This is a genomic window from Pseudophaeobacter sp. A-200-2 (assembly GCF_041008815.1).
Classification (GTDB): Bacteria; Pseudomonadota; Alphaproteobacteria; order Rhodobacterales; family Rhodobacteraceae; genus Phycobacter; species Phycobacter gallaeciensis_A.
The window spans coordinates 439,365-464,495 of the sequence record NZ_JAXGFU010000001.1; the positions used below are offsets into that span (position 1 = coordinate 439,365).

Here is a 25,131-nt window from a genome sequence, read left to right on the forward strand (position 1 = left end):
GCCACTTCGCAAGGTATCGAGGATGGACCTGCCCCAACGGCAGGTCCAAACGCCTGTCAGCCTTTTCCGCCCAACATCTCCTCAACCAGGCGCTGCACCTCCAGCGCCTCTTGCGGGGTGGCAAGCCGGTGAGGTTTGCCCGCCATGCACAAAAGGAAATCGTCCAACTGCGCTTGCAGCGCGACGGTGCGGCGGTCTGCCGGAGGTTGGGGCACCGGAACGAAGTCCTCCCCTTCCGAGATGGCATGGTCCGAGAAATTCGAAACCCGGTGGCTGGCCTTGCTGCCCTTGATGGTGAACTCCTGACGATCCGGCTGCGCACCGCCGACCGAAGCCAGAATCGACACCGGCAATCCTTCCTCGTTTTCCAGCCGGGCCAACAACGCCGTTTCGCACAGCGCCGGGTCCCCAGGGTAAGAGGGCTGCGCCCACGAGACGGTGAGCGGGCCAAAGATCCGCTGGGTGAAGAACAGGAAATGCGACAGGACCTCGCGCGTCATGCCGCCTTCGGCGCGGAACCGCAGCCAATCCGCTGCCTGCTGCCAGGCGCGCGGCCAGGCGGCATAGGTCACCACCATATCCACCCCGACGAGATCGCCCATTTCCCCTGCAAGGGCAGCACTGGAGATATCCGTTAGAGCCGCACCGGCGGCCTGAGTGAAATTCACCGCTGCTGGTACGCCGCTGGCCTTGAGCCCCGCCACCAGCGCCTCGCTTTCCGCCAGATCAACGCCAAGCGGTTTTTCCAAAAACACCGCTTTGCCAGCCGCAGCCGCCGCCAGGGCATAGGCTTTGCGCGGGACCGGAGGGCAAGCAAGATAGACCAGATCAGCCGCCACGATCGCCGCCTCGGGCGAACCTGTCACCTCAGCCTCGGGCGCCAGTGCCTGCGCGGCTGCGCAAGCGTCCGCAGACGGATCCCAAAGGGCTACCGGAGTGTAGTCTTTGTGCAGGATCAGTTGCTCAAGCATCCGCTGCCCCATGATCCCCAGTCCGATTACCGCTGTCTTCACCGCCATGTTGGCTCCTGTTTTTACTTCCAATTGTATTGATCCAGCATAGCCGGTTCAAAGGTCCCGCCCCACAGAGGTGGATCGGCTACTGTTGTTTGTCATGTGTAATTACAGACAGATCGGCGCTTCCGCAGCATGCGCTTTGTGACAATTATCCCTAACACATGCAAAGAGAGCGATGCGACCTGTTTCCGGACCCCCATGCCACAGACGCCGCGATCAAAAGTGACAGCCGCTAAGGTCTCAAAATGAAAACAATCTACGTATGACTGGAGCTTAGCGGTACCTCAATCACGAACCTCCGGTTACCTCACGGCACCTGCAAGCCGGAGTTGTGACCGCAGAAACGATCCCAAAGCCTCGCTTTGCCCCTGTTGCCACGGCCAAGATTTCTCCTGGAATTAACCTGTATTGGCTCAAAACCGGCCATCGCCCACTTGCTGAGGGGCGACAGCGAATCCTGCTCTGCTGAGAAAGCTCAAAGATATGGGCGATCGACAGCCCGGCCCAAGCCCAGCAACACACCATTTACCACACAGGCTTTCCGCCTTGTTTTCAATATCTTCGCGATATACCGTCACTCTGTCCTCACGAAACAATGATCGACACCCTTTGTGCGAAACCGGACGCCATACGTATCAATATCGAAGATATCTTTTCATGCTCTCGCCTCTACGCTGCACAACTTGCCCCCAGGGTGTTCCGGTTAGGCCATGACCTGCCTGACACACCTGCATGTTACGCTGGCCGCTGCGACCGCTGCCATGCTCTGGGCGATCTGCGCCATGATCTTGTTCTGGGTCGCACGCAACACCCGCTTTGCGGGTAAGCCCGCCTTTCTGCTGACATTGAGTGCGATGCTGTGGTGGCTGTTTACCGTTGCCGCCGATCTCGCTTCGCCCGGAGAAGCCTGCAAGGTTGCCTGGTCCCTTGCTGCCTGGCCCGGCATCACCTTGCTGCCGATCGCCTGGTCCTTCTTTGTCTTCGACTACACGATGAATTCCAGCCGCAAGCGGCAACCGATCCGGTTGTTGCTCTATGTCGCTCTGCCAATCCTTGTCGCCCTCATCGCTGCCACCAACAGTCAAACGCAGCTGTTGTATGGTCCTGACACCCGGCTCGTGACCGAGGGCAAAAATACGTTCGTCATTTTTGACCATGGCCCCCTGTTCTATGCGGTTGCGGCTGGGCTTTATATTTTTGTGAGCACCGCCCTTGGGCTGCTGACCTATGCGCTGATCCGGGCCCGGAAAATTATTCGGCCATTCCTCGCGGTGCTGATTTTCATCACCGCAGCGCCGCTCACGGCCAATTTGGCCTATATCTTCGATGGCTTCACTGTTTTCGGATATGATCCCACCCCCTTCATGTTTGCCGTGACCCTCATCGCGCTGAGCTGGCTGCTGCTGAACAACACGATGATGGATACCGTCGCACAGGGCCGGAGCCTGTTGTTCTATGCCACCCATGATCCGGTGATCATTCTGGACGCAGACGGTCGCTTTGCAGGGGCCAATCCCGCCGCCAAAATGCTGTTTGGTGAAACCCTTCCACGCCATGGCGACACGCTGGATCATCTGGACAAGATCGGTACGACACTGCAGTCATTTCTGAACAGTGGCGTTCTGGCCAACGCGGAACCGATCCGGCTCAACCAGCGTATCTTTGATCTGCGCGCGCTGCCGATCGAAAGCCCGATGCAAAGCAAGAGCCCGCTCCTGGGTTGGTCCGTTTCCCTTGTCGACATCACCGAAAGAGAACGCTCTGCCGAGGCCCTGCGCGAGGCGCTGGCGACAGCAGAAGCCGCCAACCGCGCGAAATCGCATTTTCTGGCGAATGTCAGCCACGAAATCCGTACGCCGTTGAATGGCATTCTGGGGATGGCCTCGGTGCTGAGCGAAACCGAGCTGGACAGGGAACAGCATGACTATCTTCGCATTATCGAGGATTCCGGTCAGGTGCTGCTCACGACGATCGGCGATGTACTCGATCTGTCAAAGATCGAAGCGGGACGGATGGCTCTGGAAACCCGGCCTTTCGCACTCCGCGATGCAATCGAAGGTGCGCGATCACTGTTTTCAGCTAGAGCCGAAGAAAAACACCTGCAGCTCAGCGCCAGCATTCACGAGGATCTGCCTCAGATGATCGTCGGCGACGGACACCGGTTCCGCCAGGTCCTCCACAATCTGGTCTCCAATGCCATCAAGTTCACCCAGTCAGGCAGCGTCACCATCACAGCGGAACCCACGGCTGAGGGCAGCGAGCTGTTGGTCCGGGTCAGTGATACCGGTGTCGGCGTTCCCATCGGGGCCCGGCAGGCGATCTTTCTTCCTTTTCAGCAGGCGGATGCGGGCGACACACGCAAGTTCGGCGGAACCGGACTGGGGCTGTCGATCTCTCGTCAATTGTGCCACCTGATGGGCGGCAGCCTGGAACTGGCCGATAAAGCCGGGAAAGGAGAAACCTTTGAAATCAGACTACCGCTGGTCCCAGGCCCTGACGTAGACACGGGACCGCTTCAGTCCACCACGGATGTCGCCACAGTGTCAGACGCTCCGGCGATGGAGGTTCTGGTAGTCGATGACAACAAGACCAACCGGCTGATCCTCGAAAAGTTCCTCTGCCATACCTCCTGCGAGGTTCACAGTGCCTGTAGCGGCACAGAAGCGCTCGACATGGTGCGCGCTTCTGCCTTTGATGTGGTTCTGATGGATATTCAGATGCCCGGTATGGACGGCGTAGAGGCGACGAAGAAGATCCGCGCCATGGAACAGGCCACCCGTCGGCTGCCCTGCTTTATCGTCGCCGTCACCGCCAACGCCATGCCTGAGCAACTGGAACAATATTTGGCGGCAGGCATGGACGAGGTTCTGGCGAAGCCGGTGTCAAAACCTCAGTTGCTGTCGCTCTTGCAACAGGTCCCCCGGAAAGCCGCATAGGGGCAGTTCAGTGTTCCAGAACCGGCCCCATAGAGGCGGGGCACGTCAAATGTATGATTTGCGCGCAGCCTTTGACCGCGCGCAAATCCACTACCCGCAAGCCCGATTACTTCTGCGCGATGCGCCCATCGGTATAGGGCGAATATGCCCCTTGCTCTGCCAGATATTCCGCCAGCACATCCGCAAGATCGGGACCAAAGTCATAGGCGTTCTTGTCATCGCCTGAGAAGACCTTGTAGCCATCGCCCCCATTGCGCACGTAGTTGTTGGTTACAACCAGATAGGTCTTGGCTGGATCCAGGGGGGTAAACCCGTCGCCCATATCGACCATCACCTCCTGCACGCGCCCTTCGTTCGGGGCAACCGTAGGATCCCAGGTGAAGGTCAGCCCGGCTACCTGCGGAAAGCGGCCTTTGACCTCTTCCACCTGGCTGACACCGTTTTCAAGCGCAGCAACCAGATCCTGCCCCGAGATTTCAAACGTGGACAGCGTATTCTGGAACGGCAGGATGGTCAGAACCTCGCCCATCGTCACCTCGCCCGGCTCCAGGCTGGCGCGGATGCCGCCCGAGTTGGCAATGGCGATCTGCACGCCTTGATCCTTGACCCGGTCCAGCATCGCATCCGCAACAAGATTACCCATCTGGCATTCCTGAATGCGGCAGTTCTGGCGGTCTCCGTCCACCGCAGCCGCAGCCTCGGCCACCACCTTGTTGCGGATCTCATCAAGCGGCTGCGCCAGCTCGGCGATACGGGCGACGGTGGCTTCATCCTCAGCCACGGTGCCATCCATGATCAGCGGCTCACCTTTCGCCTCGACCAGGTTCCCAGCCTCATCAAAGGTCACGTTCAGTTCGCCCAGAAATTTGCCATAGGCATAGGCTTGCACGATGGCCACACCGTTCACCATCGTCGGATAAGGCCCAACCGCCCGATCCGAAACATTGGAGAGATAAGTGTTACTGTGCCCTCCTACGATCACATCGACGCCCTTGGTTTCGGCCGCAACGCGCTGATCTACGCCATAGCCAGAATGGCTCAGCACGATGATCTTGTTGACGCCTTCCGCTGTCAGACGGTCGACCTCGGCCTGCACGGCAACCACCGGATCGGAAAAGGTGATATTCTTGCCGGGGCTGGCCAGCTCATGTGTGTCTTCGGGCGTAAGACCGATCAGACCGATCTTTTCGCCGCCGCGCTCAATCACCGTGGATTTCTTCAGCACATCGGCCAGCGCAGGTTCCGCGCTGACATCGGCGTTGGACATCAGCACGGGAAACCCGACGGAATCCATGAACCCGCGCAGCACCTCGGGGCCATCATCGAACTCGTGGTTGCCGACGGTCATCCCGTCATAGCCCATCTTGTTCATCATCTCGGCCGCGGCTTTACCCTTGTAATAGGTGTAAAACAGCGAGCCCTGGAATTGGTCACCACCATCCACCAGGATCGAATTGTTGCTGCGAGTTCGGGCATCGGAAATCGCGCTCACCAGACGGGCGGAACCGCCAAAGCATTTGCCCTCGGCGTTGTCACCCTCGCGGCAGCCGCTGTCGTATTTGCTGATCGGTTCAAACCGGGAGTGGAAATCATTGGTGTGCAGAATGGTCAGCTTGTAATCGGCGGCCGCAACGCCCGCCGTCAGCCCCAGTGCCGCAACCGACATCAGGAAACGTGTCATCATCATCAGGACTCCCTTGTTTTATGATTGGAGGAATGGTGCGACCAAACAACGCGCCAGTCAAAGGGGAAAAACAACCAGACCGGGTTTCCTAGGGTCAGCCTGCGCAGGCAGTGGGCATCTACATCGCCGGATTACAGGCTTGATTCCATACGCGGCGCGGGGCATCACGATTTCATGCTGATCTACAAAATTTTCCGGGCGGACGAATGGGCCGCATTTGAGGCTGCGGGCACCACCCGTGGCGCGCCGATCGACCTTTCCGATGGCTATATCCACTTCTCTACCGCCGCGCAGGCCGCCGAAACCGCGGCCAAGCATTTCGCGGGCGCGGAGGGGCTGTTTCTCCTCGCGCTGGAGGCTGACGCTCTGGGCGATGCGCTGAAATGGGAAGTCTCTCGCGGCGGCGCGGAGTTCCCCCATCTTTATCGCGAAATGAAGCTGGGCGAGGTGCTTTGGGCCAAACCGCTGCCGCTGAAGGATGGCCGCCACCAATTCCCGCAGGAGATGACATGAGCCATTATATCGACCCGGACCGCGCCCAGTTCGAAGCCTTCAAGGGGCTCGACCGCGACCAGCCCATCGAGATGCTGAACCTTGTGAAGTTCCGCGACACCGCCGCCTACCCCGAGGATCACGCGCTGGCTGGCACCGGGCTGACGGGGGCCGAGGCTTACAAAAATTACGGCCGCGAAACCGCGCCGATCATCGCCCGCCTCGGCGCCGGTATCGTCTGGCGCGGCAATTGGCAGGCGACCCTGATCGGTCCGGGGGATGAGGTCTGGGACGAAATGTTCATCGCCCGCTACCCCACTGCCCATGCGTTTCTGGAGATGGTGACCGACCCCGATTACCGCAAGGCGGTGGTGCACCGTCAGGCCGCGGTTGAGACCTCGCGCCTGATCCGCACCAACCCTGCGAAAGGCGGAGCGAGTTTCGGATGAAGCTGACAGAGAAGCTGGCCCTTGCCGCCCTGCACCGCGTTGATCCCGAAACCGCACACGGGCTGTCGATCAAGGCACTGACATCGGGGCTAACGCCGACGCCCGGCCCGGTGACTTCGCCGCGTCTGAAGACAACGCTTGCCGGGATCGAACTACCGAACCCGGTGGGTCTGGCGGCAGGGTTTGACAAGAACGCCGAGGCGCTGTTGCCGCTGTCACGCGCCGGTTTCGGGTTCATCGAGGTGGGCGCCGCAACGCCCCGCCCGCAGCCCGGCAACCCCAAACCGCGCCTGTTCCGCCTGACCGAGGATGGCGCCGCCATCAACCGCTTTGGCTTCAACAACGAAGGCATGGAGGTGATCGGCAAGCGCCTTTCGCAGCGTCCCCGCGATGCCGTCATCGGTCTGAACCTTGGCGCCAACAAGGACAGCGAGGACCGCGCTGCCGATTTCGCCCGGGTCCTGGCCCATTGTGGCGCGCATCTGGATTTTGCCACCGTCAACGTGTCCTCCCCCAACACCGAAAAACTGCGCGACCTGCAGGGCAAGGCGGCGCTGTCGGCGCTGCTGGCCGGGGTGATCCAGACCCGCGATGGTCTGCCGCGCCGGGTTCCCGTATTCCTGAAGATCGCCCCCGATCTGGACCGCGCCGGGATTGAGGATATCGCCGCAGTGGCACTGGAAAGCGGCATCGACGCGGTGATCGCCACCAACACCACCCTGTCGCGCGAGGGCCTCAAAAGCGCCCATCGGGACGAAGCAGGCGGACTGTCCGGAGCGCCGCTGTTTGACCGCTCTACCCGGGTTCTGGCGCAGCTTTCAGAGCTGTTGCAGGACCAGGTCCCGCTGATCGGGGTTGGCGGTATCAGCAACGCAGAACAAGCCTATGCCAAGATCTGCGCAGGCGCCTCGGCGGTGCAGTTCTACACCGCGATGGTCTTTGGCGGTCTGTCGCTGGCGAGCGATATCGCACGCGGGCTGGATGCGCTGCTGGCACGTGACGGCTTTGACAACGTCGCGCAAGCTGTTGGAACCAAAAGAAAGGACTGGCTGTGATCACCTATTGGCACAATCCTCGCTGCTCAAAATCCCGCGCTGGTCTGGCCCTGCTGGAGGAGCGCGGCGCCGAAGTCGACGTGCGGCAATATCTGAAAAACGCGCCCAGCCTGGAAGAGCTCAAGACGGTGCAAGCCGCGCTGGACCTGCCTGCAATCGGCATGATGCGCACGGGCGAAAAGACCTTCAAGGAGCTGGACCTTTCCAAGGACAGCGCCGAGGCAGATTTGCTGGCCGCAATGGCGGAACACCCGATCCTGATCGAACGCCCCATCGCCATCAAGGGTGACCGGGCCGTGATTGGCCGCCCGACCGAGGCCATCGAAGCGCTGCTTTAGGCGGCGACACTGGCCTCCAGCCGTGGATATCGAAGGGCAAGCGTGGCGGCCCGCGCCACGTTCAGCACCATCAGTGCGCCCCAAAGGCCATGATTGCCAAACAGCGGCACCAGCACCAGCAGCGACACCACATAAAGCGTTACCGATTGGATCATCGCAACGCGCATGTCCCGCGTCCATGTGGCGCCGATAAAAACACCATCGAGCATGTAACTCGCCACACTCAGCACTGGCGCCAGGGCCGCCCAGAAGAGGAACAGCCGCGCCGTGCTGCGCACCTCGGGCGAGGTTGTCATCACATCGATGATTGCACCGCCGCCAAGCGCAAAGGCCAGGGACAGCGCCACCGCCCCGCCAAACGCCCAGAAAGAGGCCAGCAAGGCCGCCCGGCGCATCCGGTCGCGGCTCTTTGCGCCCACGGCGCCGCCCACCAGGGCCTCGGCAGAGAAGGCAAAGCCATCAAGCGCAAAGGCGGTGATCTCCAGAAACTGCAACAGCACCTGATTGGCCGCCAGTTGCACATCGCCAAGATCTGCACCGATGAACAGGAAGGTGGTGAAGGAGCCGGTCAGCAGAACCGAACGCACCATGATGTCGCCATTGACCTGCAGCATGCGGCGCAGCCTTGCGGGGTCGAATACCCGCCCCCAGTCGCGCCACTGATTGCCACCAAAGGCATCGCGGCACAGCCACAGCCCCAGCGCCAGGCCGCTCCATTCGGCGATCAGGGTCGCCGCCGCAACGCCCTCGACGCCCCAGTCGAGACCCAGAACGAACCACAGATCCAGCAGGATATTGAGCCCGTTCATCCAGATCTGCAGGATGAAGACGCCGCGTGTCCGCTCCATCGCGATCAGCCAGCCGGTCACGGCATAAAGCGCAATGGTGGCAGGTGCCCCCCAGATCCGAATGGTCAGATACTCGCGCGCCAGCGTCTCCACCTCGGCGCTGGCCGGAGCAAGGGCAAAGGCGCCCCAGAACAGCAGCGTCTGAAACAGGATAAAGACGCCCCCGGCCAATGCGGCCAGGATCAGCCCGCGCATCAAAAGGGCGCCGGTTTCAGCCATATCCCCGGCGCCACGCGCCTGCGCCGCAAGCCCGGTGGTGCCCATGCGCAGGAACCCGAAGATCCAATAGACCGTGGCTAGGATGACGGCGCCAATACCCACGGCGCCAATCGGAGCCGCCTGCCCCATCTGCCCCACCACCCCGGTGTCGACGGCGCCAAGGATCGGCACCGTCACGTTGGACAGCACAATCGGCACCGCGATCTTCAGAACCCGGCTGTGGGTGATTGGCGCCTCGGACGCGGCAGTCATCGCGACACCCGGTTCAATCCTTTTTCACGGGATCCTGTGGGATCAGGAAATGGCCGGTGGCCTGCGCGAACAGCCGGTCCTTGTGATCCTGCCAGGCCTCGACATGGACCGAGGCATAGCGGCGCCCAGCCCGGTTCACCGTGGCCCGCGCATAGGCATCACGCGGCAGGCCAGATCGCAGGTAATCAACTGTGAAATCGATCGTCTTGGGCTGGCGCGGCAGTTTGCCTGCTGTCAGCTCATTCGGGTCCAGCTCGCCGGATTCGATTTTCGGCCACAAATGCGCCCAGTTCAGTGTGACCACTGAGGTGACCTCAAGGAAAGCCGCCGTGACCCCGCCATGGATAGCGGGCAGGAACGGATTGCCGATCAGCTTCTCATCGAAGTTGAGGATCGCCGTCAGCTCATCCCCGCGCCGGTCAAAGGTGATCCCCAGAAAACGGATATAAGGCACGGCCTCGACAAGGGCGGCAAGGGCGGCATCGCGGCGCTGCTTGACCACCTGAACGGGTTCGGGTCGGGAACGGTTCAAAACCCTTTCTCCACTGTGAAGGCACCCGAAGCCGTAGCCACGGGGCGGTCGCTGTCGTCATCCATCGCAACCGCGCGGACAAAGGCAACGTTGCGGGTGATGTGATGGCAGGTGGCGCGGGTGACAATGGTCTGCCCCGGGGTCGCTGCCCGCATGTAATCGATACGCAGATCAATGGTTGCGGTGCCGCCGGGCGCCGAGGGATGGCTCATCACTGCCGCACCGCAGCAGGTGTCCATCACGGCCGAAACCGCGCCGCCATGAATAACGCCCGTTTCTGGATCACCGATCAGTTTTTCATCATAAGCCATGGTGATCTCGGCCATGCCATCGCCGATTTCGGTCAGCACCATGCCCAATTCACGGGCGTGGGGGATGGCTTCGATGAACTGGCGCGCCAGCTGGGTCTTGTCCGCCATAGGGGCGTTCCCTTTGATCTGTTTGGTCTTTGTATGCGCAACCTTGGCCCTGCCCGCCCCAAAGCGCAACCCCGTGATCACAGCGCTCCGTGACGTCGGGTGAAGTTGCCTGCTGCGGGTGCTTGCACTGTTTGCCGCAGTTGCATAGGTTCGCGGCCAAGGGGAGAAAGTGGATGACCGAAGCCAGATTGTCATTCAAGGAAATGTGCGCTGCGTTCGACGTGACACCGCGTACATTGCGCTATTACGAGTACATCGAGCTGCTGCAGCCCGATCGCGAAGGGCGGTCGCGGTTCTACGGCCCGCGTGAAAAGGCGCGGATGAAGCTGATCCTGCGCGGACGCCGGTTCGGCTTTCAGCTCGAAGAGATCAGGCAATGGCTGCTGATCCGCGAAAACGAAGGCGATCAGGCGCAAATGCAGGCCTTTGTGGAGATGGCGGACCGGCAGATGATCGAGCTGCAAAAGCAGCGCGAACAGCTGGATGAGGCCATGGAAGAACTGAGCGCCCTGCGCGTCACCACCTTGGCGCTGGCAAAGTAAAACTCAAATACCCGTTTCGGCGGCTCTGGGACCACCGGCTTCACAGGCGTAACTGTGGAGCGCCGTTGGGCTGTCCGCTCTGCATGTCCTACGCACGGAACAGGATTCGCCGCACCGCCGCATCGAATCCCGAAAGATCCGACCTGAATTCCGCCTTTACCCCTGCCCCGGCTCCCCCTTTCGCCGGATTTACCAGGCGTTCCGGGGGCCGACGCTGCGTCACAAATGGCTCTCTCCACGTCACCCACGCATGTGACGTAGCGTACAGCTTACGTAAACGTCAAGAAGATGTTGTAAAACACGCCTCAGCTGTTCAATTTTAGGCTGCACCCAGCAGTCAAGAGTGACGACGATGACCGAAGAGACAAAATCCATCCGTCAGATGTGCGATGAGTTCGACGTGACTCCGCGCACCCTGCGGTTTTACGAAGCCAAGGAACTGTTGTTCCCGATCCGCGACGGCCAGAAACGCCTGTTCACCAAACGGGACGGCGCACGCCTGAAACTGATCCTGCGTGGAAAACGGTTTGGCTTCAGCCTTGAGGAAATCCGCCAGCTTCTGGACCTTTATCACATCGGGGACCAGCAGCTGACGCAGCTGTCGCGCACCTATGATGTCGCCTGCGAACGGCTCGCCGATATGGAACGCCAGCGGGACGAGCTGAACGAAGCGATCGAAGATCTGCAACAGCAGCTGAAATGGGGCGAAAGTGTCATCGCCTCGATGAAATCCGAACAGGAGGCTGCCGAATAACCGGTTGCCCCGCCCCGGCCTTCCGCCCTTCGGGAGGTCACGCCAGACAAACACTGAAGAAATTCAACGAGGACCGCGATGCCCGTTTACAATGCTCCCACCAAGGACACCCAGTTCATCCTGCACGATGTCTTGAAAGTCTCCGAGGCCGCCACGCCGGGATATAGCGAGTTGGAACGCGATTTCACCGGCGCCATTCTGGAAGAGGCTGGTAAGATCAGCTCCGAGGTTCTGCACCCGCTGAACGTGGTGGGTGATACCGAAGGCTGTCGCCTTGAAAACGGGATTGTCTACACCCCGACCGGGTTCAAGGATGCCTTTGAGCAGGTCAAGGAAGGCGGCTGGACCGGTCTGGATATGCCGGAACAATACGGCGGCCAGAACATGCCCTATGTGCTGGGCACCGCAGTGGGTGAGCTGTTCTCCTCGGCCAACCAGGCATTTGTGATGTATCAGGGCCTGACCCACGGCGCCGCCTCGGCGATCCTGGCGCACGGCACCGACGCGCAGAAAGACACCTACCTGCCCAAGATGGTGTCTTGCGAATGGACCGGCACCATGAACCTGACCGAACCGCATTGCGGCACCGATCTGGGCCTGATGCGCACCAAGGCAGAACCGCAGGCAGATGGCACCTACAAGGTGTCAGGCCAGAAGATCTTTATCTCGGCTGGCGATCACGACATGTCCGATAACGTGATCCATTTGGTTCTGGCCAAGATCCCCGGCGGCCCCGACGGCATCAAGGGCGTCAGCCTGTTCATCGTCCCGAAATTCATCGTCAACGAAGACGGCTCGGTCGGCGAACGCAATGGCGTCTCGGTGGGCAATATCGAAAAGAAGATGGGCATCCACGGCAACTCGACCTGTGTGATGAACTATGACGAGGCGACTGGTTACCTTCTGGGCACCGAGCACAAGGGCATGCGCGCCATGTTCACCATGATGAACGAGGCCCGTCTGGGTGTCGGCATGCAGGGCGTTGCCCAGGCCGAGGCCGCCTATCAGAACGCTGTTGAATACGCCAAGGACCGCCTCCAGGGCCGTGACGTGACCGGCGTCAAGAACCCCGATGGCCCGGCCGATCCGCTGATCGTGCACCCGGACATCCGCCGCAGCCTGATGGATCAGAAAAGCTTTGTCGAAGGGGGCCGTGCCTTCCTTCTGTGGGGCGCAACCATGATCGACAAGGCGCACCGCGACGGTGACAAGGACGCCGACGGTCTGGTCTCGCTGCTGACTCCAGTGATCAAGGGCTTCCTGACCGACGAAGGCTACGACATGACCGTGAAGGCCCAGCAGGTCTATGGCGGCCACGGCTATATCGAAGAACACGGGATGAGCCAGTACACCCGCGACGCCCGCATTGCGCAGATCTACGAAGGGGCCAACGGCGTTCAGGCGCTCGACCTCGTGGGCCGCAAACTGGCGCAGGACGGCGGCAAGCACGTCATGGCCTTCTTTGATCTGGTGAAAAATTTCTGCAAGGAAAACGCTGGCATCTCCGATACTTACGCCAAGGATTTCATTGAACCTCTGAAGGCCGCCTCCAAGGATCTTCAAGCCGCGGGCATGTATTTCATGCAGAACGGCATGAAGAACCCCAACAACGCGCTTTCTGGCTCTTATGACTTCATGCACATGTTCGGTCATGTCTGCCTTGGCCTGATGTGGGCGCAGATGGCGAAGGCGGCGCATGCGGCGCTGGAGGCCGGAACCTCTGACGCGGCGTTCTACGAGACAAAGCTGACCACCGGCCGTTACTACATGGCACGGCGCCTGCCCGCCACGCAGCTGCACCTTGTGCGCATCCAGAGCGGTGCGGATACGGTGATGGCGCTGGACGCGGCAAGCTTCTGATCCTTTCGGGGCGTTCCAACCGGGACGCCCTGCTGCCTTCCCTTCCGGCCCGGTGCCCAGACCAAAAGGACCACCGAACCATGCCAAAACGGTTCCGCCTGACCCGCCACTTTCCGGTTGCCATGACCGAGGATGGTTATCGCAGGCTGAAACGTTTTGCCCATGAGGCCGGGTTGGACGAAGGCGAGGCGCTGTCATTCCTTTTTGAGAATTTCGACAGCGTCACCGATAGCGAAAACCTGACCCACCGGCTGCGTCTTTTCAACAGCGCGCTGGAGGACAGAAAACGATAGGCACGCCGCAACGACGCGTGCTGAAAGGGAGAGACATGAGCACCGAGACCCGTTCCGCCTGGATGACAGACGAGCACCAGATGCTGGCCGACATGACGGCGCAGTTCATCACCAACGAATGGATGCCCAAATACGAAAAATGGCGCAAACAGGGGATGATGGACCGCGAGACGTGGAACCAGGCCGGTGAATTGGGGCTTCTCTGCCCCTCGATCCCCGAGGAATACGGCGGCGCGGGCGGTGATTTCGGGCACGAGGCCGCAATCCTGATTGAAGGCAGCCGCGCCAATCTGGCGAGCTGGGGCCATGGCATCCATTCCGGCATCGTTGCGCATTACATTCTTCAGTACGGCACCGAGGAGCAGAAGAAGCGCTGGCTGCCCAAGATGGTTTCGGGTGAGCTGGTTGGCGCACTGGCGATGACCGAACCCTCCACCGGTTCGGACGTGCAGCGGATCAAGACCAAGGCAATCCGCGATGGCAACGCCTACCGTCTGTCCGGGCAAAAAACCTTTATTACCAATGGCCAGCACGCCAATCTTATTCTGGTCGCAGCCAAGACGGATCCCTCGCAGGGTTCCAAGGGTGTGTCGCTGGTGGCGCTTGAAACCGACGGCGCCGAGGGCTTCCAGCGTGGGCGCAACCTCGACAAGGTGGGCCTGCATGCTGCCGATACCTCCGAGCTGTTCTTCGACAACGTCGAAATCCCGCCGGAAAACATCCTTGGCCAGGAGGAGGGCAAAGGCTTTTATCAGATGATGCAGCAGCTGCCGCAGGAACGTCTGATCATCGCCTGTGGTGCCGTAGGGGCCATGGAGGGCGCGGTCGAGCGCACCATCGCCTATTGCAAGGAACGCGAAGCCTTTGGTGGCCCGCTGACCCAGTTTCAGAACACCCGTTTCAAACTGGTGGAATGCCTGACCAAGACCAAGGTTGCGCGCGCCTTTCTGGATGAATGCATGGCCGAGCATCTGCAAGGCAAGCTGACCGTCGAAAAGGCGGCGATGGCGAAATACTGGACCACCGACACCCAAGGCGAAGTGTTGGACGAATGCGTCCAGATGCATGGCGGTTATGGCTTCATGCAGGAATATGCCGTCGCGGAAATGTGGGCTGACGCCCGGGTGCAGCGCATCTACGGTGGCACCAATGAAATCATGAAGGAACTGATTTCGCGCAGCCTTTGATCTGCTGAATTCCGTGGGAGGATTTGAAGAATGACCATCAAACTGCACTGCTTCGGAGAAAGCGGTAACGCCTATAAGGCCGCTTTGGCGCTTGAGCTGTCGGGCCTTGAGTGGGAGCCTGTCTTTGTTGATTTCTTTGCCGGGGTGAACCGCACGCCGGAATTCCGGGAAATGAACGTGATGGGCGAAGCACCGGTACTGGAAGACGGCGACATGCGCCTGACCCAGTCGGGTGCCATCCAGCAGTATATCACTGACAAAACCGGGAAATTCGGCGGCGCGCCGGAAGACAAATACGAGGTGCTGCGCTGGGTTCTGTGGGACAACCACAAACTCTCCAGCCAGGCGGGCATGACCCGGTTCCTGATGAACTTCCTGCCCGAAGACAAACGCCCCGATCAGGTGATCGGCTTCATGCAGGGAAGGCTCAAGGCCGCTTATGCGACGCTGAATGCCCATCTTGAGGGGCGCGACTGGATCGTTGGTGACGGGATCACCAATGCTGACCTTTCCTGCTGCGGCTACCTTTATTATCCCGAACCCTTCGGCTTTGACCGCGCCGAATGGCCCCATATCGACGCCTGGCTGACCCGTCTCAGCGAAACGCCCGGCTGGAAACACCCCTATGATCTGATGCCCGGCAACCCGTCGGACCGAGCTTGAGGAGATACTTATGACCGAAGCTTATATCTATGACGCGATCCGCACCCCGCGCGGAAAGGGCCGCAAGGACGGCTCGCTGCACGAGGTGACCTCGGTGCGCCTGTCCGCGCTGACCCTGAACGCCCTGAAGGCGCGCAACAATCTGGACGGTCACGCCGTCGAGGACGTGATCTGGGGCAACGTCACCCAGGTCATGGAACAGGGCGGCTGCCTTGCACGCACCGCGGTTCTGGCCTCGGATCTGGACGAAAGCATTCCGGGCCTCGCCATCAACCGTTTCTGTGCCTCGGGCATGGAAGCCGTGAACCTGGCCTCCAACCAGGTGAAAGGCGGCGCAGGCAAGGCCTATATCGCGGGCGGTGTTGAGATGATGGGCCGCGTTGCCATGGGCAGCGATGGCGCGGCCATCGCCGTGGATCCCTCGGTTGCGATGGAAACCTATTTCGTCCCGCAAGGCATCTCGGCCGATATCATCGCCACAGAATACGGCTTTTCGCGTGAGCAGGCCGATGCGCTGGCCGTTGAATCGCAGCGCCGCGCCAAGGAAGCCTGGGACGATGGCCGTTTCGACAAGTCGGTGATCGCCGTCACTGATCAGAACGGTCTGACCATTCTGGACCGCGACGAATATATGCGCCCGCAGACCGACATGCAGAGCCTTGGTGCGTTGAACCCTTCGTTCCAGATGATGGGCGAGCAGATGCCCGGCTTTGATGCTGTGGCCAAGCTGAAGTACCCGCACTTGGAGCGGATCAACCACATCCACCACGCGGGCAACTCCTCTGGCATCGTCGATGGCGCTGCCGCCGTTCTGATCGGCAACAAGGAGTTCGGCGAGGAATACGGCCTGAAACCCCGCGCGCGCATCAAGGCGACGACCAAGATCGGCACCGATCCCACCATCATGCTGACCGGCCCCGTGCCCGCAACGCAGAAGATCCTTGCCGACAACGGCATGGCAATCGGCGACATCGACCTGTTCGAAGTGAACGAAGCCTTCGCCTCGGTCGTGCTGCGCTTCCAGCAGGCGTTTGACGTGGACCCTGCCATCGTGAACCCCAACGGCGGCTCCATCGCCATGGGCCACCCGCTGGGCGCCACCGGCGCGATGATCATCGGCACGCTGCTGGACGAGTTGGAGCGCACCGACAAGGAAGTTGGTCTCGCGACGCTCTGCATCGCATCCGGCATGGGCGCGGCCACGATCATCGAGCGCGTCTGATGCCCAAGCTGAACCTGGCCGATATCCCCTGGCGGACCGGCTCCGCCTACCCCGGTAAGCTGGCAGAGGCGGTCGCGAGCCGCTCCAGCCAGCGCTTGGGCGATGCGGGTGGCCTCACGCAGTTTGGCGTGAACCTCGTTCAGCTGGAACCGGGTGGCCTGTCGTCCTTGCGCCATTACCACATGGAGCAGGACGAATTCCTGATGGTCACCGCCGGGGTCTGCACCCTGATCGATGATCACGGGGAAACCGAGCTACACCCCGGCGACTGCGCCACTTTTCCTGCAGGAGATGCCAACGGCCATCACCTGAAAAACAGCACCGACGCGCCGGCCACCTTCCTGGTGGTGGGCACGCGCACCGAAACAGAGACCGCTTATTACAGCGACATAGACATGATGGTGAAGGACGACGCCAATGGCTTCAACTTCACCCGCAAGGACGGCAGCCCGCTGACGGCTGACCAGATCGGAGACGAAACATGACTGAGTTTACGCTTTCCAAGGACGCCGACGGCGTCGCAACCATCACCTGGGATGTGCCCGGCAAGACCATGAACGTGATGTCCTTTGACGGGCTCATGGAACTGGAAGCCGCCATCGACGACGCATTGGCCGACGACGCGGTCAAGGGCATCGTGATCACCTCGGGCAAGGAAGGCTCCTTTGCCGGCGGCATGGACCTGAACCTGCTGGCGGTGATGAAGGAAGAGGCCGGAGACGATCCCGCGCGCGGCGTCTTTGACGGCATCATGAAAATGCACGCCCTGCTACGCAAGATCGAGCTGGCAGGCATGGACCCCAAGACCAAGAAAGGCGGCAAGCCGATTGCCACCGCCCTGCCCGGCACCGCCGCAGGCATCGGCATGGAGCTGCCGCTGTCCACGCATCGCATCTTTGCCGCGGAAAACCCCAAGGCAAAATATGGCCTGCCGGAAATCCTGATCGGTATCTTCCCCGGCGCCGGCGGTACCACCCGCATGGTACGCAAGGTGGGCGCCATCGCAGCCGCGCCGCTGCTGCTCGAAGGCAAGATGCTGGACGCGAAAAAGGCCAAGAGTGCAGGTTATATCGATGAGATCGCAGCCGATCCCGTCGCCGCCGCGAAAGAATGGGTGCTGAATGCCAAACCCGCCGATCTGGTGAAACCCTGGGACGCCAAGGGCTACAAGATGCCCGGCGGCGCGCCCTATCACCCGGCTGGTTTCATGAACTTCGTTGGCGCTTCGGCGATGATCAACGGCAAGACGCAAGGTGCCTTCCCGGCGGCCAAGGCGCTTCTGTCGGCAGTCTATGAAGGCGCGCTCGTCGATTTCGACACGGCATTGAAGATCGAGGCCCGCTGGTTCACTTCCGTGATCATGAACCCCTCCTCCGGCGCGATGATCCGTTCGCTGTTCCTCAACAAGGAAGCCCTGGAAAAAGGCGCCGTGCGGCCCAAGGACGTGCCTGATCAGCGCGTCAAGAAACTCGGCGTTCTGGGTGCCGGCATGATGGGCGCGGGCATCGCGCTGGTTTCGGCGCAGGCCGGTATGGAAGTGGTTCTGGTGGACCGCGATCAGGCCGCAGCCGACAAGGGCAAGGCCTATACCGAAGCCTATCTCGACAAGGGCATCAAGCGCGGCAAGGTCACTGCCGAGAAGAAAGAGGCGATGCTGGGTCTGATCAACGCAACGCCGGATCTGGACGCGTTGAAGGGCTGCGATCTGATCATCGAAGCGGTCTTCGAAGATCCGGCCGTCAAGGCCGAGATGACCCAGAAGGTCGAGGCGATCATCCCCGAGGACTGCATCTTTGCCTCCAACACCTCGACCCTGCCGATCACCGATCTGGCCAAGGCGTCGAGCCGTCCTGAGCAGTTCATCGGCATCCACTTCTTCTCTCCGGTTGAAAAGATGCTGCTGGTGGAGATCATCAAGGGCAAGGAAACCGGTGACCGTGCCGTGGCCAAGGCGCTCGACTATGTGCGCCAGATCCGCAAGACCCCGATCGTGGTGAACGATGCGCGTTTCTTCTACGCCAACCGCTGCATCATTCCCTATATCAACGAAGGTCTGCGCATGATCACCGAAGGCGTCTCGCCTGTGTTGATCGACAATGCGGCGCGTCAGCTGGGCTTCCCGGTGGGTCCGATCCAGCTCAACGACGAGACCTCGATCGATCTGGGCGCCAAGATCGCCCGCGCAACCAAGGCTGCCATGGGCGATGCCTATCCCGACAGCCCGGCGGATGATCTGATCTTCTGGATGGAAGGTCTGGGTCGTCTGGGCCGCAAATCCAATGCCGGCTTCTTCGACTATGACGAAAAGGGCAAGCGGGTCGAATACTGGAAAGGCATGCAGGAAAAATACCCGCTGGCCGAAGACCAGCCCGATCTGATCGAAGTGCAGGAACGCCTGATGTTTGCGCAGGTGCTGGAAGCCGTGCGCGCGCTGGAAGAAGGCGTTCTGATGGATATCCGCGAAGGCGACGTGGGTGCAATCCTGGCTTGGGGCTTTGCGCCTTGGTCCGGCGGCCCGCTCAGCTGGCTCGACATCATCGGCACGCCCTATGCTGCCGAACGCTGCGATCAGCTGACCGAAGCCTACGGTGAGCGCTTTACCTGCCCGGCGTTGCTGCGGGAGATGGCGGAGAAGGGTCAGACCTTCTATGGCCGGTTCAATCCGGATGCAGCCGCCGCTGCTTAAGATTGGGCACTCAACAAACGAAATGGCCGACCCCAAACCGGGTCGGCCATTTTTCTTTCTCGGCAAGGCTCTGTAGAAAAACAAAGCCCTGACCGGCTCACCCAGTTTTTTATCGGGCGAAACCTCAGATCAGGGACGGAGCTCCCGAAGGGTCAATCGTGGGGCCAGCACCCAACCCCCCAAGTTGCTCTGCTGCAGCCATCGCCAGCACAAGATCGCGCGCCTCGGCTGCCGACAGTACATTGTAGAACTCAGGTGCGGCGGCGCCATTCAGCAGATCGCCTTGCATCGGTGCAAAGCCAAGGAAGCCAGCCTCCAAATAGATCACCTCGTCCCGGGCAAAGCGGGGGATGATCAACTCCATCCGCTCGCCTGGATGCAGGCGGCGGATACCGCGATAGCCGTCCAGCGCACAGGCGGGAACCACGGCAAAGGGATCGCCATGGGCGTCCTCGACCAGATCACTTTCTATCAGAACGCCCTGATCCGGCATCAGATACATCGGCACGCGGTTGTTCAGCGCGTCCTGCGGCACCAGCAGTGGGCAGAACACCGGATCCACGTCGCCTTCACCCACCAGCACCGTTTCGCGCCGCACTTCGACCAGTGGCTGCATGCCATGATCAAAGGTCAAAAGCTGGTCGCCGACAGTCAACGCCTCGACCGGGCGCCAGCCCAGGTTCGACGCCGCATGGGTTCCGGCCAGAAAACCACCCTGCCCAACCGACACCATCGGCGCCGCGCCCTCGGAAAAAGGGTTGCTGCGTTTCTGGAACCAATCAAGCATCTGCGATCCTTTCCGGCCTTTCGGTCCGGGGTGCCTGTCCCCTGCGCCGTTTAGCCTGTTACATCCGTTTCGCGCGGGCGGTTTTGCCCGTCTTAAACAGAGGTAAAGGTTAAACGTTAAAAGAATATTCAAATTGCTCGATTTCTTCAGCGCAGCTTGCCGCCAGTGCGGCGCGACTTTGAGGATCGTAATATTCCCGCCAATCCCGCGCCCGGACCGAGGCATTGGCCCGCTCTAGGTCCAGCCGAAAGCCGAGATGATCAAACAGCGGCTCAGCATCCTTCTCAAAATACTCGATGCGGATATAGGCCTGACACTGTTCGCTCCCGTCCGCATGGCGCATGTAGGAACGCGGCGGATGCGCACGAAACGCCGAAAGCGTATCGGAATGCAGGATAAATTCCCGGAAATCCAAGGCCTTGGATCGCGTGACTGCGGGATGATCGAACGTCTGGTCCCGCAGCCAGTGGTAATAGCTGACCGCCCGATCAAAGGGATTGCGCACCAGAGTAAAGGCAAAAAGCCCCCTCATCTGGCCCTCTGGCAGCAGCCCTTCGATATCTGCGAGGGTGGAATGCTTCCACAACCTACCCCGCGTCTGCACGTCCTTCAGCCGCCGCCGCCGGTTGCGCGCCTTGGGCGTATCCCCCAGCATCATGTCGTCCTTCATCGCCCGCGCCTCCAGCGCCAGCGACAGGGAGGTGCCCCCGGTTTTGGGGATATGGATAAAAATGAAGTTGCGGCCGGGGGACAGGATCATGACACCAGCCTATGCAGTCCCGTGGGAAAAGAAAACGGCGGACCGCTGCGATTTACGATCCGCGCAGGGCCAGTGTCGCCCCGGCCAGCACAATCAGTCCGATCCCCGCCATCTGCAGCAGATCCAGCGTCTGACCGAACACAAGCCAGGCAAAGGCGGGTCCGACGATGATCACCGAATATTCGAAGACTGCAACATAAGACGCCTCGCCCTGCTGATAGGCCTTGGTGATCAGGAACACCCCGACGACCGAAGCCATCCCCTGCAGCAGCAGCCAATGCGAAATCTCCCACACTGGCCAGACCCAGCCCCGGGTCACAAACCCATCGGCGCCCTCGGCCACTGGCAACGGCCAGATCGTGAGCCCGCCTAGGGCCACAGCCCCGATCACCGCCTGCGCCAGCAGCATGGCAAACAACATCGACACCGTGCTTTCGCCCCGGCACATCAGCCCGGTCGCCATAGATCCCAGCGCGTAGAACAGCCCGCCACAGATCGGCAGCAGGATCAGCCAGTCGAAATCGGACAGGTCCGGCTGCAACACGCACAGCACACCGACAAACCCCAGCACCACCGCCCCGATGCGGACCGGGCCAATACGGTGCTTCAGGAACAGCACCGAGATCAGCACGATCAGGATCGGCGAGGTGAAGAGCCCGGCCAGCGCCTGCGCCAGCGGCATCAGCGCGACGGCTGAAAAGTAGAACACCATCGACACCGCCACCAGAAAGCCCCGCAGCGCCACCGGCCCCAGCCGCTGAGGCCGTAGCCCGCCCAGGCCGGCCCGCATCATGACCCAGATCAACGGCAGGGTGATGACCGTACGCAACAAGTAGAACTGCCAGATTCCGATCTGCTCCGCCATGAGCGGCACGGCATTGTCACTGATACCGATGATGGCCATGGCGGCCAGCATCGCCTGCGCGGCTGTGGTCTGGCTGCCTGCCACGCCAGGGGGAATGGTCAATTGTTTCATATCTCTTTCAATGAAAGTAACTTTCGGCAATATCTGTCCTCTAAGCGACACGGCGCAGAATCATGGGAGGAAAATTCATGGGCTGGATGCAGGATGAAACGGGACTGGAAAAAAATGCGGCAAACTATGTTCCGCTGACCCCGCTGTCGCATCTGCGCCGGGCCGCGCATGTTTTTTCGGACGTTCCGGCGGTGGTCTATGGCAAGCACCGCAAGACCTATGCCGCCTATTACGACCGCTGCACGCGGCTGGCCTCGGCGCTGGCGGGGATGGGCGTGAAACCGGGCGATGTGGTCGCAACGCTGATCCCCAACCTGCCCGCCCAGGCCGAAGCGCATTTTGGCGTGCCCGCCTGCGGCGCCGTCCTCAACACCATCAACACCCGCCTGGATGTGGACACGGTCGCCTATATCTTTGAGCATGGCGAGGCCAAGGTCGCGCTGGTGGACAGCGAATTCCTGGCCCTCGCCGAAGCGGCCAAGGAGCGGATGGAGGGCGACGGACCGATCCTGATCGAAGTGCCGGACACCGAGGCGGGCTTTACCCCGTCGGGCCGCTATTCCGTTTATGAGGACGTGCTAGGCAATGCAGCGCATGATTTCGACTGGATCATGCCCGAGGACGAATGGGAAAGCCTGGCGCTGAACTATACCTCAGGCACCACGGGACGTCCCAAGGGGGTCGTCTACCATCACCGCGGCGCCTATCTGATGACCATGGGCACAGTGATCTCCTGGCGCATGGTGATGCACCCGGTCTACCTGACCATCGTGCCACTGTTTCACTGCAACGGCTGGAACCACACATGGATGATGCCGGTTCTGGGCGGCACGCTGGTCTGCTGCCGCAACATTACCGCGTCTGCTGTCTATAACGCGATTGCGGATGAAGGCGTCACACATTTCGGCGGCGCGCCCATTGTGCTCAACACCATCGTCAACGCCAAGGAAGAGGACCGCCGCGACTTTGACCACACGGTCGAGGTCTTTACCGCCGGCGCCCCGCCTGCCCCGGCGACGCTGGAGAAAATCGAAAAGCTCGGCTTTCACGTAACCCAGGTCTATGGCCTCACCGAGACCTATGGCCATGTCACCGAATGCCTGTGGAAAGGCGGCAGCTGGGACACGCTGGACCAGCAGGGCCGCGCCGCGATCAAGGCGCGTCAGGGCGTTGCCTTCCCGATGATGGACCATATCACCGTCGTGGATGACGACATGCATCAGATCCCGATGAACGCCAAGGATCAGGGCGAAATCGTCATGCGCGGCAATTCGGTGATGAAGGGGTATCTGAAAAACCCCGAAGCCACCGCCGAAAGCTTCAAAGGTGGCTACTTCCATTCGGGCGATATCGCGATCCAGCACCCCGATGGCTATATCCAGATCGCCGACCGTGCCAAGGACATCATCATTTCGGGCGGCGAGAATATCTCCTCGGTCGAGGTAGAGGGCGTGCTGATGGCACACCCGGATGTCAATCTGGCTGCCGTTGTGGCCAAGCAGGACGACAAATGGGGAGAGGTTCCCTGCGCCTTTGTCGAACTGAAAGAAGGCGCATCTGTGGATGAGGCCGGGCTGATCGCCTTCTCCCGCGAGACGCTGGCTGGGTTCAAGGCGCCCAAAAAGGTGGTGTTCCAGGAGCTGCCCAAGACATCGACCGGGAAAATCCAGAAATTTGAGCTGCGCAAGATCGCAAACGGCCAATAATATCGGCACCGGCGGGCCTGCCCGTCGGTTGCCTCTTGCATTCACCAAGTCTTATTCTTATTTTTGAATATGAAGGCGCCGCAGGGCGCGCGTATCAGAAAGGATAAGACATGACGATCAACAAAGCGGTTATGGCGCTTGCCGGTTTCATGGTGTTGCTGTCCGTGGTGCTGACGCAATTCGTGTCGCCCAACTGGGTCTGGCTGACGGTCTTTGTCGGCGCCAACCTGTTTCAATCGGCCTTCACCGGCTTTTGCCCGGCAGCGATGATCTTTGCCCGCATGGGACTGAAACCGGCCTGAGGCTCAGCCGTCGCGAGCCTGCGCACTGAGTTGTGAAATCCACGGCAAAGCGGTTTGCTGCCTTGCCGTGGGCCGTGCTATCCTGCGGCAAAGAAAACAACCGCAACGATACAGGCAGGCTGGATGACGGCACTCAGGGACTTCGAACGGCTGGAGGCTGCGGGTTTGTGGCGCGCAGCCCCTGATGCGCAACGCCGGGATGTGATCATCTCGGTTGGGGATGCGACCCTCACCATTACCGACATGAGCGACCGCCCCCTGGCGCATTGGTCCCTGGCGGCTGTCGAACGTGCCAACCCCGGCGAATTCCCGGCGATCTTTCATCCCGATGGCGATCCCGGTGAAACGCTGGAGATCGCAGAAGACGAAACCACCATGCTCGAGGCGATCGACAAGGTGCGGGCCGCCATTGATAGGCGCCGTCCGCATCCCGGGCGCCTGCGCGCGGCAAGCGTCCTTGCCAGTCTGGCCGTCCTTGCGCTGGTGGTATTTCTATGGCTGCCGAGCGCGCTGCAGAACCACGCCGTCAGCGTTGTGCCCGATATCAAGCGCAAGGCGCTGGGTCAGGCGCTGCTTGGCCGGATTGAGCGAGTTACCGGTCAGGCCTGCAGCACGGCGGACACGGTGCCCATTCTGGAAAAACTCGCGCTGCGCACAGGCGTGCGCCGTCTTGTTGTGTTCCGCTCCGGCCTCGCCACCAGCCTGCACCTGCCGGGTGGTATCGTTCTTTTGAACCGGACGTTTGTCGAGGATCACGAAGACCCTGCCGTGGCAGCAGGAGCCGTTTTGGCCGAACGGGCCCGGGCGGAGGCGCAGGACCCGCTGGCAGAACTGCTGGCATCAGGCGGTGTGCTGGCCTCTTTCCGGCTTCTGACCACGGGACAGCTGAAACGCGAGACACTCGATCACTATGTTGAAACGGTTCTCAGCACACCGCGCCCCGAGGTTGCGGATGAGACGCTGCTGGCCGAATTTGCCCGCACCGCGATCCCGTCCACCCCTTACGCCTATGCGCTGGATATCACCGGAGAGACCACCATCGGGCTGATCGAGGCCGATCCGATGGCAGGCCGGGTTCTGGAACCGGTTCTGAATGACCGCGACTGGGTGCGCCTACAGAACATCTGCAGCTAACCCCAGGAAAACACAAAAA

At 60.9% G+C, this 25,131-nt stretch carries 25 protein-coding genes; 17 read left to right on the forward strand and 8 right to left on the reverse strand.

What is annotated here, in order from left to right:
- Positions 1-56: 56 nt before the first annotated feature.
- Positions 57-1,019: a Gfo/Idh/MocA family protein gene (locus SM766_RS02015; RefSeq protein WP_368946720.1), complete on the reverse strand. Its 963-nt coding sequence runs from the start codon at positions 1,017-1,019 to the stop codon at positions 57-59.
- A gap of 707 nt (positions 1,020-1,726) precedes the next feature.
- Here SM766_RS02015 and SM766_RS02020 point away from each other — a divergent pair.
- Positions 1,727-3,952, forward strand: coding sequence for a hybrid sensor histidine kinase/response regulator (locus tag SM766_RS02020; protein ID WP_368946721.1), 2,226 nt, complete (start codon positions 1,727-1,729; stop codon positions 3,950-3,952).
- Positions 3,953-4,058: 106 nt separating this feature from the next.
- Here the strand turns inward: SM766_RS02020 and SM766_RS02025 are convergent, their stop codons facing one another.
- The gene (locus SM766_RS02025) at positions 4,059-5,636 is read right to left on the reverse strand and encodes a bifunctional metallophosphatase/5'-nucleotidase (RefSeq protein WP_368946811.1); all 1,578 of its coding nucleotides are present in this window, start codon (positions 5,634-5,636) and stop codon (positions 4,059-4,061) included.
- Positions 5,637-5,810: 174 nt separating this feature from the next.
- Here SM766_RS02025 and SM766_RS02030 point away from each other — a divergent pair, with 174 nt between their 5' ends.
- The 4 genes from SM766_RS02030 to arsC are packed head-to-tail and all read left to right on the forward strand — an operon-like array spanning position 5,811 to position 7,970.
- Entirely contained in the window at positions 5,811-6,149 is a 339-nt protein-coding gene (locus SM766_RS02030; protein WP_368946722.1) for a DUF952 domain-containing protein, read from the forward strand.
- The gene (locus tag SM766_RS02035; RefSeq protein ID WP_274833844.1) at positions 6,146-6,577 is read left to right on the forward strand and encodes a DUF1330 domain-containing protein; all 432 of its coding nucleotides are present in this window, start codon (positions 6,146-6,148) and stop codon (positions 6,575-6,577) included. The genes SM766_RS02030 and SM766_RS02035 overlap by 4 nt, the downstream gene beginning before the upstream one ends.
- Positions 6,574-7,632 carry a quinone-dependent dihydroorotate dehydrogenase gene (locus SM766_RS02040; protein ID WP_368946723.1) on the forward strand — a complete coding sequence of 353 codons (1,059 nt, stop codon included), beginning with the start codon at positions 6,574-6,576 and terminating at the stop codon, positions 7,630-7,632. The genes SM766_RS02035 and SM766_RS02040 overlap by 4 nt, the downstream gene beginning before the upstream one ends.
- A complete protein-coding gene (arsC, locus tag SM766_RS02045) occupies positions 7,629-7,970 on the forward strand; it encodes an arsenate reductase (glutaredoxin) (RefSeq protein WP_368946724.1) in 342 nt (113 codons plus the stop codon). The genes SM766_RS02040 and arsC overlap by 4 nt, the downstream gene beginning before the upstream one ends.
- Here the strand turns inward: arsC and SM766_RS02050 are convergent.
- Genes SM766_RS02050 through SM766_RS02060 form a run of 3 tightly spaced genes read right to left on the reverse strand, consistent with a single transcriptional unit; the run spans position 7,967 to position 10,240 of the window.
- Positions 7,967-9,289, reverse strand: a complete 1,323-nt coding sequence (locus tag SM766_RS02050; protein WP_368946725.1) for an MATE family efflux transporter — start codon at positions 9,287-9,289, stop codon at positions 7,967-7,969. The two genes, arsC and SM766_RS02050, sit on opposite strands and share 4 nt — an antisense overlap.
- A gap of 13 nt (positions 9,290-9,302) precedes the next feature.
- A complete protein-coding gene (locus SM766_RS02055) occupies positions 9,303-9,821 on the reverse strand; it encodes a PaaI family thioesterase (protein WP_065273350.1) in 519 nt (172 codons plus the stop codon).
- Positions 9,818-10,240 (reverse strand): PaaI family thioesterase, encoded by a 423-nt coding sequence (locus SM766_RS02060; RefSeq protein ID WP_065273823.1) that lies wholly within the window; start codon positions 10,238-10,240, stop codon positions 9,818-9,820. Before SM766_RS02060 ends, SM766_RS02055 begins: the two co-directional genes overlap by 4 nt.
- Before the next feature lie 173 nt (positions 10,241-10,413).
- Between SM766_RS02060 and SM766_RS02065 the strand changes: the two genes are divergently transcribed.
- The 9 genes from SM766_RS02065 to SM766_RS02105 all read left to right on the forward strand — a co-directional run bounded on the left by SM766_RS02065 (position 10,414) and on the right by SM766_RS02105 (position 19,447).
- Positions 10,414-10,782 carry a MerR family transcriptional regulator gene (locus SM766_RS02065; protein WP_065273349.1) on the forward strand — a complete coding sequence of 123 codons (369 nt, stop codon included), beginning with the start codon at positions 10,414-10,416 and terminating at the stop codon, positions 10,780-10,782.
- 352 nt (positions 10,783-11,134) lie between these two features.
- Positions 11,135-11,536 (forward strand): MerR family transcriptional regulator, encoded by a 402-nt coding sequence (locus SM766_RS02070; protein WP_065273348.1) that lies wholly within the window; start codon positions 11,135-11,137, stop codon positions 11,534-11,536.
- A gap of 78 nt (positions 11,537-11,614) precedes the next feature.
- On the forward strand, positions 11,615-13,396 hold the full coding sequence (locus SM766_RS02075; protein WP_368946726.1) for an acyl-CoA dehydrogenase C-terminal domain-containing protein: 1,782 nt from the start codon (positions 11,615-11,617) through the stop codon (positions 13,394-13,396).
- An 80-nt stretch (positions 13,397-13,476) separates the two neighbouring features.
- Positions 13,477-13,689, forward strand: a complete 213-nt coding sequence (locus SM766_RS02080) for a hypothetical protein (RefSeq protein ID WP_368946727.1) — start codon at positions 13,477-13,479, stop codon at positions 13,687-13,689.
- Between the two features lie 35 nt (positions 13,690-13,724).
- Entirely contained in the window at positions 13,725-14,876 is a 1,152-nt protein-coding gene (locus SM766_RS02085; protein ID WP_065273345.1) for an acyl-CoA dehydrogenase family protein, read from the forward strand.
- 30 nt (positions 14,877-14,906) lie between these two features.
- Positions 14,907-15,539 (forward strand): glutathione S-transferase family protein, encoded by a 633-nt coding sequence (locus SM766_RS02090; RefSeq protein ID WP_274827892.1) that lies wholly within the window; start codon positions 14,907-14,909, stop codon positions 15,537-15,539.
- 10 nt (positions 15,540-15,549) lie between these two features.
- Positions 15,550-16,761, forward strand: coding sequence for an acetyl-CoA C-acetyltransferase (locus SM766_RS02095; protein WP_274827891.1), 1,212 nt, complete (start codon positions 15,550-15,552; stop codon positions 16,759-16,761).
- Positions 16,761-17,246, forward strand: a complete 486-nt coding sequence (locus SM766_RS02100; protein WP_368946728.1) for a cupin domain-containing protein — start codon at positions 16,761-16,763, stop codon at positions 17,244-17,246. The genes SM766_RS02095 and SM766_RS02100 overlap by 1 nt, the downstream gene beginning before the upstream one ends.
- The gene (locus tag SM766_RS02105) at positions 17,243-19,447 is read left to right on the forward strand and encodes a 3-hydroxyacyl-CoA dehydrogenase NAD-binding domain-containing protein (RefSeq protein ID WP_368946729.1); all 2,205 of its coding nucleotides are present in this window, start codon (positions 17,243-17,245) and stop codon (positions 19,445-19,447) included. The genes SM766_RS02100 and SM766_RS02105 overlap by 4 nt, the downstream gene beginning before the upstream one ends.
- A 124-nt stretch (positions 19,448-19,571) precedes the next feature.
- Here SM766_RS02105 and SM766_RS02110 read toward each other — a convergent pair whose 3' ends face one another.
- The 3 genes from SM766_RS02110 to SM766_RS02120 form a co-directional block, all read right to left on the reverse strand.
- On the reverse strand, positions 19,572-20,234 hold the full coding sequence (locus tag SM766_RS02110; RefSeq protein ID WP_368946730.1) for a Hint domain-containing protein: 663 nt from the start codon (positions 20,232-20,234) through the stop codon (positions 19,572-19,574).
- A gap of 109 nt (positions 20,235-20,343) precedes the next feature.
- Positions 20,344-20,994 (reverse strand): sulfotransferase family 2 domain-containing protein, encoded by a 651-nt coding sequence (locus tag SM766_RS02115; RefSeq protein WP_368946731.1) that lies wholly within the window; start codon positions 20,992-20,994, stop codon positions 20,344-20,346.
- 52 nt (positions 20,995-21,046) lie between these two features.
- Positions 21,047-21,970, reverse strand: coding sequence for a DMT family transporter (locus SM766_RS02120; protein ID WP_368946732.1), 924 nt, complete (start codon positions 21,968-21,970; stop codon positions 21,047-21,049).
- 77 nt (positions 21,971-22,047) lie between these two features.
- On the opposite strand from SM766_RS02120, the gene SM766_RS02125 reads away from it, so the two are divergent.
- The 3 genes from SM766_RS02125 (at position 22,048) to SM766_RS02135 (ending at position 25,112) form a co-directional block, all read left to right on the forward strand.
- Entirely contained in the window at positions 22,048-23,676 is a 1,629-nt protein-coding gene (locus SM766_RS02125; RefSeq protein WP_274867641.1) for an AMP-binding protein, read from the forward strand.
- A gap of 110 nt (positions 23,677-23,786) precedes the next feature.
- On the forward strand, positions 23,787-23,978 hold the full coding sequence (locus SM766_RS02130; protein ID WP_065273337.1) for a YgaP family membrane protein: 192 nt from the start codon (positions 23,787-23,789) through the stop codon (positions 23,976-23,978).
- A gap of 123 nt (positions 23,979-24,101) precedes the next feature.
- The gene (locus tag SM766_RS02135; protein WP_368946733.1) at positions 24,102-25,112 is read left to right on the forward strand and encodes a hypothetical protein; all 1,011 of its coding nucleotides are present in this window, start codon (positions 24,102-24,104) and stop codon (positions 25,110-25,112) included.
- Positions 25,113-25,131: the final 19 nt, after the last annotated feature.